The organism is Pseudomonas sp. SDO5271_S396, from assembly GCF_054071795.1.
In genome coordinates this window covers 23064-36033 of record NZ_JBSVWB010000040.1, presented here as the reverse complement: position 1 = coordinate 36033, position 12970 = coordinate 23064, and the positions used below count along the sequence as shown (strand labels likewise).

General features: G+C 62.7%; 13 protein-coding genes. 6 read left to right on the top strand and 7 right to left on the bottom strand.

Annotated elements, in window-relative coordinates; all coding sequences use genetic code 11:
* Positions 1-128: 128 nt before the first annotated feature.
* On the top strand, positions 129-617 hold the full coding sequence (gene bkdR, locus ACW9IN_RS22895; RefSeq protein ID WP_457367947.1) for a Bkd operon transcriptional regulator BkdR: 489 nt from the start codon (positions 129-131) through the stop codon (positions 615-617).
* Between the two features lie 135 nt (positions 618-752).
* On the opposite strand, the gene ACW9IN_RS22890 is transcribed toward bkdR, so the two are convergent.
* Positions 753-1616 (bottom strand): MBL fold metallo-hydrolase, encoded by an 864-nt coding sequence (locus tag ACW9IN_RS22890; protein WP_457367946.1) that lies wholly within the window; start codon positions 1614-1616, stop codon positions 753-755.
* A 95-nt stretch (positions 1617-1711) separates the two neighbouring features.
* Here ACW9IN_RS22890 and ACW9IN_RS22885 point away from each other — a divergent pair, with 95 nt between their 5' ends.
* From ACW9IN_RS22885 to ACW9IN_RS22865, 5 genes are all read left to right on the top strand, one after another.
* Complete coding sequence (locus tag ACW9IN_RS22885; protein ID WP_053256978.1) at positions 1712-2047, top strand: ArsR/SmtB family transcription factor; 336 nt, start codon at positions 1712-1714, stop codon at positions 2045-2047.
* A gap of 48 nt (positions 2048-2095) precedes the next feature.
* A complete protein-coding gene (locus tag ACW9IN_RS22880; protein WP_457367945.1) occupies positions 2096-3340 on the top strand; it encodes an FAD-dependent oxidoreductase in 1245 nt (414 codons plus the stop codon).
* Positions 3341-4147 (top strand): sulfite exporter TauE/SafE family protein, encoded by an 807-nt coding sequence (locus ACW9IN_RS22875; protein WP_457367944.1) that lies wholly within the window; start codon positions 3341-3343, stop codon positions 4145-4147.
* Between the two features lie 78 nt (positions 4148-4225).
* Complete coding sequence (locus ACW9IN_RS22870; protein WP_457367943.1) at positions 4226-5869, top strand: MFS transporter; 1644 nt, start codon at positions 4226-4228, stop codon at positions 5867-5869.
* The gene (locus tag ACW9IN_RS22865) at positions 5866-7011 is read left to right on the top strand and encodes an HlyD family secretion protein (RefSeq protein ID WP_457367942.1); all 1146 of its coding nucleotides are present in this window, start codon (positions 5866-5868) and stop codon (positions 7009-7011) included. Before ACW9IN_RS22870 ends, ACW9IN_RS22865 begins: the two co-directional genes overlap by 4 nt.
* Before the next feature lie 143 nt (positions 7012-7154).
* On the opposite strand, the gene ACW9IN_RS22860 is transcribed toward ACW9IN_RS22865, so the two are convergent.
* The 6 genes from ACW9IN_RS22860 to ACW9IN_RS22835 all read right to left on the bottom strand — a co-directional run bounded on the left by ACW9IN_RS22860 (position 7155) and on the right by ACW9IN_RS22835 (position 12763).
* Positions 7155-8051 (bottom strand): aldose 1-epimerase, encoded by an 897-nt coding sequence (locus ACW9IN_RS22860; RefSeq protein WP_457367941.1) that lies wholly within the window; start codon positions 8049-8051, stop codon positions 7155-7157.
* Between the two features lie 94 nt (positions 8052-8145).
* Complete coding sequence (locus ACW9IN_RS22855) at positions 8146-9426, bottom strand: TRAP transporter large permease (RefSeq protein WP_457367940.1); 1281 nt, start codon at positions 9424-9426, stop codon at positions 8146-8148.
* A gap of 1 nt (position 9427) precedes the next feature.
* Positions 9428-9955, bottom strand: a complete 528-nt coding sequence (locus ACW9IN_RS22850) for a TRAP transporter small permease (RefSeq protein ID WP_457367939.1) — start codon at positions 9953-9955, stop codon at positions 9428-9430.
* 64 nt (positions 9956-10019) lie between these two features.
* Positions 10020-10982 carry a TRAP transporter substrate-binding protein gene (locus tag ACW9IN_RS22845; protein WP_457367938.1) on the bottom strand — a complete coding sequence of 321 codons (963 nt, stop codon included), beginning with the start codon at positions 10980-10982 and terminating at the stop codon, positions 10020-10022.
* A gap of 50 nt (positions 10983-11032) precedes the next feature.
* Positions 11033-11908, bottom strand: a complete 876-nt coding sequence (locus ACW9IN_RS22840) for an SMP-30/gluconolactonase/LRE family protein (protein WP_457367937.1) — start codon at positions 11906-11908, stop codon at positions 11033-11035.
* A 30-nt stretch (positions 11909-11938) separates the two neighbouring features.
* Positions 11939-12763 (bottom strand): NAD-dependent epimerase/dehydratase family protein, encoded by an 825-nt coding sequence (locus ACW9IN_RS22835; RefSeq protein WP_457367936.1) that lies wholly within the window; start codon positions 12761-12763, stop codon positions 11939-11941.
* Positions 12764-12970 lie beyond the last annotated feature (207 nt).

Sequence of the window (12970 nt, the reverse complement as noted above, 5' to 3'; positions counted from 1 at the left end):
AGGGGAAATCTTGTCCTACAACAATCATAGGCGGGGCGTAGAAGAATATTTATCTGTGTTTCGTTGCGCTTGCGCTCATTTGCGGATAAAAAAACTGCATAAACATAATAAACAGGTGATTTTGTCTCATGCGCAAACTGGACCGTACCGATATCGGCATTCTCAATGCCTTGCAGGAGAATGCCCGCATCACCAACGCCGACCTGGCGCGTTCGGTGAACCTGTCGCCCACGCCGTGTTTCAACCGGGTCAAAGCCATGGAAGAACTGGGCCTGATCCGCGACCAGGTCACGCTGCTGGATGCCGATTTGCTGGGGCTGCATGTCAACGTGTTCATCCACGTCAGCCTGGAAAAACAGAACGAGCTGGCATTGCAGCAGTTCGAAGGCGCGATTGCCGACCGGCCGGAAGTGATGGAGTGCTACCTGATGGCCGGCGACCCGGACTACCTGATCCGGGTGCTGGTGCCGACGATCCAGTCGCTGGAGCGCTTCATGATGGATTTTCTGACCAAGGTGCCGGGGGTGGCGAACATTCGGTCGAGCTTTGCCTTGAAACAGGTGCGCTACAAGACCGCGCTGCCGTTGCCGGCCAATGGCATCAGCCTGGGTAGCTGACCTGACACACCTCCAACTGTGAAATGCTCGCCCCAGTGGGAGCTGGCTTGCCTGCGATAGCGCACTGCCAGCCAACCGGTCATTGCCTGATGTACCGCCATCGCAGGCAAGCCAGCTCCCACAGGGTTCAACATTTCAAAGTTGGTTGAGGGGGATCTTGAGGTAGACAACGCCGTTGTCTTCCGCCGGCGGCATATTCCCCGCCCGCACATTCACCTGGATCGCCGGCAGCAACAGCGTCGGCATGCCCAATCCGGCATCCCGCCGGGTGCGCATTTCGACAAACGCGGCTTCATCCACGCCGTCATGCACATGGATATTTCCCGCGCGCTGTTCGCCCACGGTCGTCAGGCATTTCGCCGCGCGGCCTTCGGGCGGGTAGTCATGGCAAACGTACAGTTCGGTTTCCGGCGCAAAGGCCAGCAACTTGCGCATCGACGCGTACAACTGTCGCGCATCGCCTCCCGGGAAGTCGCAACGGGCGGTGCCGACGTCGGGCATGAACAAGGTGTCACCCACCAGGATCAGCCTGTCATCGATCAAATAGGCCATGTCCGCCGGTGTATGCCCCGGCACATGCAACGCCTGGGCCTTGAGGTTGCCGATATGAAACACCTCGTCCGGCGCAAACAAATGATCGAACTGCGAGCCATCTACCCGAAACTCCGGTTCCAGGTTGAACAGGTGCTTGAACACGTCCTGCACCTTGCTGATGGACTGCCCGATGGCGATCTTGCCGCCCAGGGTGCGGCGCAGGTAAGGCGCGGCGGACAAGTGGTCGGCGTGGGCGTGGGTTTCCAGCAGCCACTGCACCTGCAAGCCATGTTCGCGCACAAACCCGATGACCGTGTCGGCCTGGCGGGTGTCGGTGCGCCCGGAGGCGGGGTCGTAGTTGAGCACCGAGTCGACGATGGCGCAGGGACCGCCGTCCGCCTCATAGACGACGTAGGTGTAAGTCGACGACGCCTCGTCCAGAAAGGCTTGAATCAACGCGGGCATGGCGGCTGTCCTTGATCCTGAAAAAAGGGGGTTACAATCAGTTTATATTTACACATAATGTTTTGAGCTTAAGTGACACAAAGGACCCGAGGCAAATGGAATCTACTCTGAGTGAAGGCGAAGTCGCGCAGTTGCGGGCGTCGGCGTCCAAAGCCTGTTCCTTGCTCAAGGCCCTGGCCAATGAGGACCGCTTGCTGATCCTCTGCCAGCTGACCCAGGGCGAGCGCAACGTCGGCGAGCTGGAAACCATGACCGGCGTACGCCAGCCCACGCTGTCACAACAGTTGGGCATCCTGCGCGATGAAGGGTTGGTCGCCACCCGTCGGGAAGGCAAATACATTTTCTACGGGCTGGCCAGCCACGAAGTGATTCAAGTGATGAAGACCCTGTCCGGGCTGTACTGCGGCGCGGTCATGAAAAGCTGGGCGTGACGCCATCCGGCAACGCCCCTTGTGTGCACAACAAAAAGGCGATCGACCATGAATGACCAACACTGGGGACCGACCATCAGTGGCGATATCGTAGTCATCGGCGGCGGCTCGGCGGGCATCGGCCTGCTGGCCAGCCTGCTCAAGCGCGACCCCTCTCTCAACATCACCCTGATCGAACCCAACGACTACCACTGCTACCAGCCGGCCTGGACCCTGGTGGGCGGCGGCGCCTACGCCGTGGAAAAGACCCGGCGCCCCCTGGCCGATGTATTGCCCAATGGCGTGGCCTGGGTGCAGGCCGCGGTCACCGAATTGTTGCCCGACGAGCAGACCCTGGTGCTCGACAGCGGTCAGCGCGTGACCTGGAAAAACTTGATCGTCTGCCCCGGTCTGCGCCTGGCCTGGGAAAAAGTCGAGGGCCTGCAAGATACCCTCGGCCAGCACGGCGTCACGTCCAACTACAGCTACCAGCACGCCGCGTACACCTGGCAGTTGGTGCAGCAGCTCAAGGGCGGCAAGGCGATCTTCACCCAGCCGGCCATGCCGATCAAATGCGCGGGCGCGCCGCAGAAGGCCATGTACCTGTCCTGCGACCACTGGCTCAAACAGGGGACGCTGAACACTATCGACGTCGAATTCAACCTGGCCGGTGCTGCGCTGTTCGGCGTCGCGACCTTTGTGCCGCCGCTGATGAAATACGTCGAGAAATACAACGCGCGCCTGGCGTTCAACTCCAACCTGATCAAGGTCGACGGCCCGGCGCGCAAAGCCTGGTTCGAGGTGAAGGACGCCGAGGGCACCGTCACTGTCGAGGAAAAATCCTTCGACCTGCTGCACGTGGTCCCGCCGCAGGTCTCCCCGGATTTCATCCGCCAGAGCCCGTTGGCCGACGCCGCAGGCTGGTGCGAAGTGAACCCCCACAGCCTGCAACACCTGCGTTACCCGCACATCTTCGGCCTGGGCGATGTGTGCGGCACCACCAACGCCAAGACCGCCGCAGCGGTGCGCAAGCAGATCGTGGTGGTTGCGGAAAACCTGCTGGCCCTGCGCAAACAGGCGCCACTGCCGCTCAAGTACGACGGATATGGCTCCTGCCCGCTGACGGTGGAGAAGGGCAAGGTGGTGCTGGCCGAGTTCGGGTATGGCGGCAAGCTGCTGCCGACCTTTCCCCTCGACCCGACCCAGGCGCGGCGTTCGATGTGGTTCCTCAAGGCCACGTTGCTGCCGTGGTTCTACTGGAACGGCATGCTCAAGGGCCGCGAGTGGTTGACCCGCCTGAGCAAGGTGGACTGAATGCTGCTGGCGAGTGTGTTGGGCGTGTTGATGGGGCTGGTCATGGGCCTGACGGGCGCCGGCGGCGGCATCCTCAGTGTGCCGGCGCTGGTACTCGGGCTCGGCCTGAGCATGACCCAGGCCGCGCCGGTGTCGCTGCTGGCCGTGGGCGCGGCGGCGGCGGTGGGGGCGGTGGATGGCTTGCGCCACGGCCTGGTGCGTTATCGAGCCGCGTTGCTGATCGCCTTGCTGGGCGGGCTGTTCTCGCCATTGGGGGTGTATGTCGCCCACCAATTGCCCGAAGCCTTGCTGATGGGGCTGTTCAGCGCGCTGATGGTGCTGGTGGCCTGGCGCATGCTGCAACGGGAAAAGAACGAAGCCGGGCCCAGTGACCATGGCGCCGCTTCGTGGGGCCAGAAGAACTGCATGCTCAACCAGCAGACTGGGCGCCTGGCCTGGACCGCCAAGTGCAGCGCCACCCTGGCCGCGTTGGGCGCGGTGACCGGCGCGGTGTCGGGACTGCTCGGGGTGGGCGGCGGTTTTCTGATCGTGCCGGCGTTCAAGCAACTCACCGATGTGCAGATGCGCGGCATCGTCGCCACCTCGTTGATGGTGATCAGCCTGATTTCATTGATTGGCGTGGCCGGCGCGTTTCATGCGGGTGTCAGCATCGAACCGGTAGGCTGGATGTTCATCGGTGCCAGCATCGTCGGCATGCTGATCGGTCGGCGCCTGTGCGCGAGGGTCAAGGCGCGGACGCTGCAAGTAGGGTTTGCCAGCCTGTGTGTGGTGGTGGCTGCCGGGATGCTGATCAAGGCGGCGCTCTAATCGATGCTTGCGCATGATGGCAAGATGAACTCTGCTCAGGTTTACTGTCTCTGAGTATCGGTTTACCTGAGTCATTGAATGGACAAATACACCCCCCACACCTGGCAGCCCCACGAGCGCCCGAGCCTGCCCGGTTCGCCGTCGACGCCGCTGCACCCTACGCACAAGCGCTGGCTGTTCGCGCTGGTGGGCGTGCTGGTGGCGATCACCGGGGGCTTGGGTAACGCGCTGGTCATCGCCAACCTGCAATACCTGCAAGGCGCGCTGGGGGCGACCACCGCCGAAATGGCCTGGCTGCCTGCTGCCTATGTGATGACCAACGTGTGCATGAACCTGCTGCTGGTGAAGTTTCGCCAGCAGTTCGGCTTGCGGGCGTTTACCGAGGTGTTTCTGGTGCTGTATGCGCTGGTGACCTTCGGCCACCTGTTCGTCAACGACCTCAATTCGGCCATTGCGGTGCGGGCCGCCCACGGCATGGTCGGCGCGGCGCTGAGTTCGCTGGGCTTGTACTACATGATCCAGGCATTCCCGGCCAAGTGGCGCTTGAAGGCACTGGTACTGGGGCTGGGCACCGCGCAGTTGGCGTTACCCCTGGCACGGCTGTTTTCCGAAGATTTGCTGCAAATCGCCGAGTGGCGCGGTTTGTACCTGTTCGAGCTGGGCATGGCGCTAATCTGCCTGGGTTGCGTGTTCCTGCTCAAGTTGCCGCCCGGAGACCGTTTCAAGACCTTCGAAAAGCTCGACTTCCTGACCTTCGCCTTGCTCGCCAGCGGCGTGGCCTTGCTGTGCGCGGTGCTGTCGCTGGGGCGCATCGACTGGTGGCTGGAGGCCCCGTGGATCGGCATCGCCTCGGCGTGTTCGCTGGTGCTGATCATGGCCGGGCTGGCCATCGAGCATAACCGCGCCAACCCGATGCTGATGACCCGCTGGCTGGGCAGCGGGGTGATGATTCGCCTGGCGCTGGCGGTGATCCTGATCCGCATGGTGCTGTCCGAGCAGTCCACCGGCGCGGTGGGTTTCATGCAGATGTTGAACATGAGCTACCAGCAGATGCATACCCTTTATCTGGTGATGCTGGCCGGCGCGGTTGCCGGGCTGGCGGTCAGCGCACTGACGATCAACCCGGCGCACCTGCTGATGCCGCTGATCATCTCCCTGGCGCTGATGGCGGTGGGTTCGGTGATGGACAGTTTTTCCAGCAACCTGACGCGCCCGCAGAACCTGTATATCAGCCAGTTCCTGCTGGGCTTCGGCGGTACGTTCTTCCTGGGGCCGACCATGGTGCTGGGCACCAAAAACGTGTTGACCAACCCGCGCAACCTGGTGAGTTTCTCGGTGATGTTCGGGATCTGCCAGAACCTCGGTGGCCTGATCGGCGCGGCGTTGCTGGGTACCTTCCAGGTGGTGCGAGAGAAATACCACTCGAGCATGATCGTCGAACACCTGACCCTGCTCGACCCGCGTGTGGCCGCGCGGGTGTCCGGTGGCGGCTCGGCCTATGGCGGCGTGGTCGCCGACCCCGAGCTGCGCAACCTCATGGGCATGCGCAGCCTGGCCACGGCGGCGACCCGCGAAGCGAATGTCATGGCTTACAACGATGTCTTCATGCTGATCGCGATCATCGCGATACTGACCATGATCTGGATCTTTATCCGCAGCCTGTGGCTGATGAGCACCACCCGAGCAGCCCCTCCCGTTCAACCCAGCGGCGCACCCTCATGACCGAACCCTCGACCACCACGACCACCGCCATCGCCTCCACGCCGGAAGGCAGCACGCCACCCGGTGCCGTACCCACTGAGTTGCGCCCGCTGCGGGTGCGCATTCTTTCGTCCCTGGGCTTTGCCGCGATTGCCATCGTGGGTGTGCTGATCGTGCTGTACGCCTGGCAATTGCCGCCGTTCAGCAGTGCGGTGGAAACCACCGAGAATGCCCTGGTGCGCGGCCAGGTGACGATCATCGGCCCGCAACTGAGCGGCTATGTGTTCGAGGTGCCGGTGCAGGACTTCCAGTATGTGAAGGCCGGCGATCTGCTGGTGCGCCTGGATGACCGTATCTACAGGCAGCGCCTGGATCAGGCCCTGGCGCAACTGGCGGTGCAGAAAGCGGCGCTGGCCAACGTGGTGCAGCAGCGCAACAGCGCCGAAGCGACCATCAAGCTGCGTCAGGCGGCCTTGGCGGACAGCGAGGCGCAGTCGCGTAAAAGCACCGCCGACCTGCGTCGCAATGAAGAGCTGATCCGCGACGGCTCGGTGTCCAGGCGCGAGTTGGACGTGACCCGTGCGGCCAACGCGCAGACCATCGCCGGCGTTGCGCAAGCCCAGGCGAACCTGGAAATTGCGCGCCAGGACCTGCAAACGGTGATCGTCAATCGCGGTTCATTGGAAGCGGCGGTGGCCAGCGCCGATGCCGCGGTGGAGTTGGCGCGCATCGACCTGTCCAACACCCGCATCACCGCACCGCGTGACGGCCAGTTGGGGCAGATCGGTGTGCGGCTGGGGGCCTACGTCAATTCCGGCGCCCAACTGATGGCGCTGGTGCCGCCGCAGTTGTGGGTGATCGCCAACATGAAAGAAACCCAGATGGACAACGTGCAGGTCGGCCAGCCGGTGACCTTCACCGTGGATGCGCTGAACCACCGCAAGTTTCGCGGTACGGTGCAGCACATTTCCCCGGCCACCGGTTCCGAGTTCAGCCTGTTGCAGGCGGACAACGCCACCGGCAATTTCGTGAAGATCGCCCAGCGGGTGCCGGTGCGGATTACCGTCGACCCTGACCAGGCCGAAAGCGAGCGGTTGCGGCCTGGGTTGTCGGTGGTGGTGAGTATCGACACGGCAGGGCGGCTGAAAAACAGCCCACCCTGACACGCTGGGCGGTTTGTGCCGATCGTTCCCACGCTCTGCGTGGGAATGCCGCCCTGGACGCTCCGCGTCTGCTTTTGAAGTCGTGACGCGGAGCGTCACAGGATGTGTTCCCACGCAGAGCGTGGGAACAATCAAAAAATGTGTTACTGACCCTCCGCATTCGCGGGCAAGCCCGCTCCCACAATTGGAGTGTGTTTCAACGTGAATCCGAGGTGGGTTGACTGGCCCTGTTCCAGCAGTTTCAAGCCTGGCCTGCCCGGCAGGTGATGGGCATTCACCGGATGACTCACCGGCTCGACACAAAAGAACCCCAACCCCGGCGGGCAGTACAGCAAAAAATACTCGCTGCCACTGGCCCGGCACTCCAGCGTATATCCCAACTCCGGCTGTTCGATCACACAGTGTCCGTCCCACTGGCAAAAGCCGTTGTCTACCAGGCCTTCCGGCAAGGCCTTGAGCTGTTGGAAATCCCATTGCGCCGGAATCGGCGCCAGCCCCGTCGGCAGCTTGGACGCATCGCTCAGCCACACATGGGTCGCCTTGGCCTGCAAACGTGTGCCAGCTGCGCGAGGGAAATAGGGATGTAAACCCAAGCCATGCCAGGCGGCTTCTTCCGCCAGGTGAGTCACCTGCAAGGTCATGCTCAACTCGCCGTGATCCAGGCGGAACCGCTGCTCGGCGCGATAGGCGAACGGGGTGTCGCAGACCACTTCAAGCACCGCTTCATTCGCCGACTGGCTGACAACCTGCCACGCCTGTTGCCAGGCCGAGCCGTGGATGGGCAGTGGATCGGTGAGGCTGTTGGGCGCCAGCGCCAGCCAACCGCCGGGGTTGTCGAAGCCACCTTCGGCGATGCGGTTGGACCAGGGCGCCAGCGGGTAGCAGCCCAATTTTCCGGGCAACTGGGCGTGTTCATCGTTGTGGCGCAACAACGGTTGGCCGGTGGCGGTGACGTGCCAGTTGACGATGCTGCCGCCGATGGCGGGGGCCAGGGTGAGGTGAGTGAGCTGATCGCGTAGTTCAATAAGGGTTGCAGGCATGGTTTTGCGCCCTGTGAAAATAGAACAAACACTGGGGATCAAAAGGTGGGGCTTGCTCCCACCTTTTGATCTTCATTGTCGGATGGATCGGGTTTTACAGGACCACCCCCGGCAGCCACAACGACAGTGCCGGAATATAGGTCACGGCCATGAGCACCAGGAACAATACGCCATAGAACGGCAACAGGGCCTTCACGGTTCGCTCGATGGTGGTCTTGCCCACCGCCGCGCCGACGAACAGCACCGCGCCCACCGGCGGAGTGATCAGGCCGATGCCGAGGTTGACCAGCATGATCATGCCGAAATGCACCGGGTCGACGCCGATGCCGAGGATCACCGGCAGCAGAATCGGCGTGAGGATCAGGATCAGCGGCGCCATGTCCATCACTGTGCCGAGCAACAGCAGCATCATGTTGATGCACATCAGGATCACGTAGCGGTTGTCCGACAGGGTCAGGAACATCGTGGTGATCTTCGCCGGGATCTGCATCAGGGTCATGATGTAGCCGAAGCTGGCGGCGAAGGCGATCAGGATCATCACGATGGAAATGGTGCGCACCGTGCGGTGCATCAGCTTGGGCAGCTCGCTCCATTTGTAGTCGCGGTAGATGAACATGGTCACGAAGAACGCCCACAGCACGGCGATGGCGGCGGACTCGGTGGCGGTGAAGATGCCGGAAAGGATGCCGCCGAGGATGATCACCATGGCCATCAGGCCCCAGAGCGCATCGGCGCAGATCTTCAGCGCTTGCTTGAGTGGAATGACCTCGCCCTTGGGGTAGTCGCGCTTCTTGGCGAAGATCAGGCACAGCACCATCAGGCACGCGCTCATCAGCAGGCCCGGCACCACGCCGGCCATGAACAGTGAGGCGATGGATACGGTGCCGCCGGCGGCCAGCGAGTAGAGCACCGAGTTATGGCTGGGAGGGGTCAGCAGCGCCTGGACCGAACCGCTGATGGTCACGGCGGTGGCGAATTCGCGCGGGTAGCCACGGCGTTCCATTTCCGGAATCAGCACCGAGCCCACCGAGGCGGTGTCCGCCACCGACGAGCCCGAAATCGCGCCGAAAAACGTCGAGGCCATGATGTTCACCAGCGACAGACCGCCGCGCACGAAACCCACCAGCACCCCGGCGAACGCCACCAGCCGGCGCGACATGCCGCCTTCGGCCATGATCGCCCCGGCCAGCACGAAGAACGGGATCGCCATCAGCGAAAACTTGTTCACCCCGCCGGCCACCTGAATCATCAGGGCCTGGAACGGGATGTCGATCCACCACGCGCCGATCAGCGCCGACAGCCCGAGGGCGTAGGCCACCGGCATGCCGATCAGGATCAGGGCGATAAAACTGCCCAGCAGAATCAATGCGTCCATATCAGGCAGCCCCTTCGCTTTCTTCAACCAGGTCGAAGCGCACCACGCGCCGCTGGCTCTGGTCGCCCAGCAGGAGTTTTTCCAGCACGAATATCAGGGTCAGCAGCCCGCCAATCGGGATCGGCATATAGGTGATGCCCACGCGCAGGGAGGGGATGGCGCTCATGAACTGGTTCCAGGTGGACAGGCACAACTTGCTGCCCCACACCGTCATGAACAGGCAGATGGTCGCCATCAACAGTTGGGAAACGATGCCGACGATGCGCCGCTGCGCGGGCGGCAGGCGGTCGGTAATCATGGCCACCGACATGTGTGCGCCGGCGCGGTAGCTGGCGGCGGCGCCGATAAAGGTGAACACCAGCATCAGCAGGATGGCGGTGGGTTCCGGCCAACTGGAGCCGGTGCCGAGGATGTAGCGGGCGAAGATGCCCCAGGGAATGATCAGGGCCACCCCCAGGACCGACAGACCGGCGACCCAGATGCAGGTCATGTACAGGCGATCATTAAAGCGCAGCAATAGATTCTTCATGGCGTTCACCGTAACCGGGCGCGTCGGTGCCGACCGCGCCGGGCCTAGCTAAAGAGGAGGGTGATTACTCGACCGCGTCGATGCGCTGGATGATGTCGGCGAAGGCCGCACCGTATTTCGCGCGCACGGGCGCCGTGGCGTCATAGAAGGGCTTTTTGTCGACGGTGATGAACTCGACGCCGGCAGCCTTGAGCTTGGTTTCGCTGCTCGCGGACTTGGCGTCCCACAGCACGCGTTCGTCGGCCTGGGCGGCCTTGGCGGCGTTTTTCACCATGACTTGCTGCGCGGGGGTGAGCTTGTTCCAGGTGATTTTCGACATCACGATGGGCTCGGGCAGGATCAGGTGCTCGGTGAGGGTGTAGAACTTGGCGTTCTGGAAATGGTTGTGTTCGAGCAGAGTCGGCGGGTTGTTTTCCGCGCCGTCGATCACGCCGGTCTGCAAGGCGCTGAAGATCTCGCCGGTGTCCATGGCAATGCCGTTGGCGCCCATTTCATTGAAGGCTTCGATGAACAGCGGGTTGCCCTGCACACGAATTTTCATGCCCTTGAGGTCGGCGATCGTGCGCACCGGTTTCTTCGTGTAGATGTTGCGGGTGCCGCCATCCATCCAGGCCAGGGCGACCAGGCCGAACTCGGAGTTGGTGATCTTGGCGAGGATCTCGTCGCCGATTTCGCCGTCGATGACTTTGCGCATGTGCGCCTGGTCACGGAACACGAACGGCAGGTTGAACACGTTCACGTCCGGCACCACCGGCCCGACGATGCCGAGGCTGACCCGGGCCATCTGGATCGCGCCGACCTGGGCCTGTTCGACCACTTCTTTTTCCGAGCCCAGCACACCGCCGGGGAAGTACTTGAAGGTCAGTTCGCCGTTGCTCTCTTTGGTGAGGGCCTTGCCCATGTTTTCCTGGGCGACGACAGTGGGGTAGCCGGCGGGATGGATGTCGGCGATTTTGATTTCCAGCGCGTGGGCGACGCTGGAGAGGGTGAAAATTGAAGCGGCGAGCAACGTGCGTTTGAAGTCCATGGGGTGTGTCTCCGTCTTGTTATTGTTGTATTCAAGGCACCGCGATGCAGCTAGAGGGTGAAGCAGGGTTCGGCCAGTCCTTGTACGCCGGGGTTGAGGGCGAATACGCCGCCGGACAGCGACTCGGCACGTTGGTCATCACGAATCGAGGTGACGAACAGGGTGTCCAGCCGGCTGCCGCCAAAGGCGCACATGGTGGGTTTTTTCACCGGGACGACGAGGGAACGGTCGAGGCGACCGTCGGGGGTGAAGCGGTGGATCAGGCCGGCATCGTTGGCGCAGATCCAGTAGCAGCCGTCGACATCGACCGCGGCGCCGTCAGGGCGGCCCAGGTACTGATGCATGTCGACGAACACCCGCCGGTTGGAGGGCGTGCCGGTGTCGATGTCGTAGTCGAACGCCCAGATCTGCTGCACCAGCGGGTGGGAATCCGAGGCGTACATCGTGCGTCCGTCCGGGCTGAAGGCCAGGCCGTTGAGGGTGATGAAACCGTCCAGCTGGGCATGGGGCGCCGCGCCTGAAGCGTAGCGATAGAGGGTACCCTCGGCTGCGTTCAGGCCCATGTTCAATACCATGCTGCCGGCCCAGAACCGACCCTGGCGGTCACAGCGTCCGTCATTCAAGCGCATGTCCGCGCGTGGGTGTTCGACACTGGCCAGGAGCGCAGTGTCGAGGCTGCCGTCATCGTGCGGGGTGAGCTGGAAAAAGCCGGTTTCCATGCCCGCGACCCAATTGCCCGCTTGGGTGCGGGCCATGCAGGCGAGCATCTGCGGGGCTTTCCAGGCGGCAAGATGGCCGGTGCTGGCGCTCCAGCGTTGCAGGCCACCGTTGGGGATGTCCACCCAGTACAGCGCGTTTTCCTGCGGTACCCACACCGGGCATTCGCCCACGGCATTGCGGGCATCGACGATCAGTTCAGCGGTCATTGCAACTCATTCCCTTGGGTTGATGTGAACTCAGTCACCGAACGGCCCCGCCGCGCAGAACGCGCCACCCTGATAAACCTTGGCCGGGTCGTCGACGGCCACCGGCGGTTGGGTTTCCACCTGGGCGCGGAACACTTCGGAGCTGTCCTTGGGCGCAAAGCCCAGGTGGGCGGCGTAACGGTTGTCCCACCAGGTGTCGAGGTTATCCGACATGCCGTAGACCACGGTGTGGCCGACGTTCGGGGTGTACAACGCGCGTTCGAGCAGTTGGGTCAGGTCATCGAAGCTCAACCAGGTGTGCATCATCCGGCGGTTCTGCGGCTCGGGAAACGAGGAGCCGATGCGGATGCTCACGGTCTCGATGCCATAGCGGTCGAAGTAGAAACTGGCCATGTCTTCGCCGTAGGACTTGGACAGGCCGTAGTAGCTGTCCGGGCGGCGCGGCGAGTGAGCGTCGAGGGTTTCGCCCTGCTTGTAGAAACCGATCACGTGGTTGGAACTGGCGAAGATCACGCGCTTGACGCCGTGGCGGCGCGCGGCTTCATAGATGTGGAAAATGCCGCAGATATTGGCGCCCAGGACTTCCTCGAAGGAGCGCTCCACGGAGACGCCGCCAAAGTGCAGGATGGCGTCGACGCCTTCCACCAGATGGTGCACGGCTTGTTTGTCGGAGAGGTCGCAGGTTTGCACTTCTTCGGTGTCATCGGCTGCCGGGGCCATGTCGGCGATGTCCGACAGGCGCAGCACCTGGGCGTAGGGGCGCAGGCGCTCGCGCAGGGCTTTGCCCAGGCCGCCGGCGGCACCGGTGAGCAACAGGCGGTTGAATGGAACGGGCAGGGCGGTAGTGGTATTCATGAGGGTTCCATTGTTGTTGTAGGTTGTCGTATGACTTGGCGAAAGTATCGTTAGTGATTCCCCCGGTTGTCAACGCCCGTTCGGTCATGTGATGGCCAGAAATGTGGGAGCAACTGTCTTGATGACCGATCGTTCCCACGCTCTGCGTGGAAACGCATCCTGTGACGCTCCGCGTCACGACTTCAAAAGCGGACGCGGAGCGTCCAG

Coding starts and splice junctions, on each gene's coding strand:
- ACW9IN_RS22850 (WP_457367939.1), bottom strand. CDS start 9,955: ATGAAGAATCTATTGCTGCGCTTTAATGATCGCCTGTACATGACCTGC.
- ACW9IN_RS22855 (WP_457367940.1), bottom strand. CDS start 9,426: ATGGACGCATTGATTCTGCTGGGCAGTTTTATCGCCCTGATCCTGATC.
- ACW9IN_RS22835 (WP_457367936.1), bottom strand. CDS start 12,763: ATGAATACCACTACCGCCCTGCCCGTTCCATTCAACCGCCTGTTGCTC.
- ACW9IN_RS22875 (WP_457367944.1), top strand. CDS start 3,341: ATGCTGCTGGCGAGTGTGTTGGGCGTGTTGATGGGGCTGGTCATGGGC.
- ACW9IN_RS22880 (WP_457367945.1), top strand. CDS start 2,096: ATGAATGACCAACACTGGGGACCGACCATCAGTGGCGATATCGTAGTC.
- ACW9IN_RS22845 (WP_457367938.1), bottom strand. CDS start 10,982: ATGGACTTCAAACGCACGTTGCTCGCCGCTTCAATTTTCACCCTCTCC.
- ACW9IN_RS22865 (WP_457367942.1), top strand. CDS start 5,866: ATGACCGAACCCTCGACCACCACGACCACCGCCATCGCCTCCACGCCG.
- ACW9IN_RS22860 (WP_457367941.1), bottom strand. CDS start 8,051: ATGCCTGCAACCCTTATTGAACTACGCGATCAGCTCACTCACCTCACC.
- ACW9IN_RS22885 (WP_053256978.1), top strand. CDS start 1,712: ATGGAATCTACTCTGAGTGAAGGCGAAGTCGCGCAGTTGCGGGCGTCG.
- ACW9IN_RS22870 (WP_457367943.1), top strand. CDS start 4,226: ATGGACAAATACACCCCCCACACCTGGCAGCCCCACGAGCGCCCGAGC.
- ACW9IN_RS22890 (WP_457367946.1), bottom strand. CDS start 1,616: ATGCCCGCGTTGATTCAAGCCTTTCTGGACGAGGCGTCGTCGACTTAC.
- bkdR (WP_457367947.1), top strand. CDS start 129: ATGCGCAAACTGGACCGTACCGATATCGGCATTCTCAATGCCTTGCAG.
- ACW9IN_RS22840 (WP_457367937.1), bottom strand. CDS start 11,908: ATGACCGCTGAACTGATCGTCGATGCCCGCAATGCCGTGGGCGAATGC.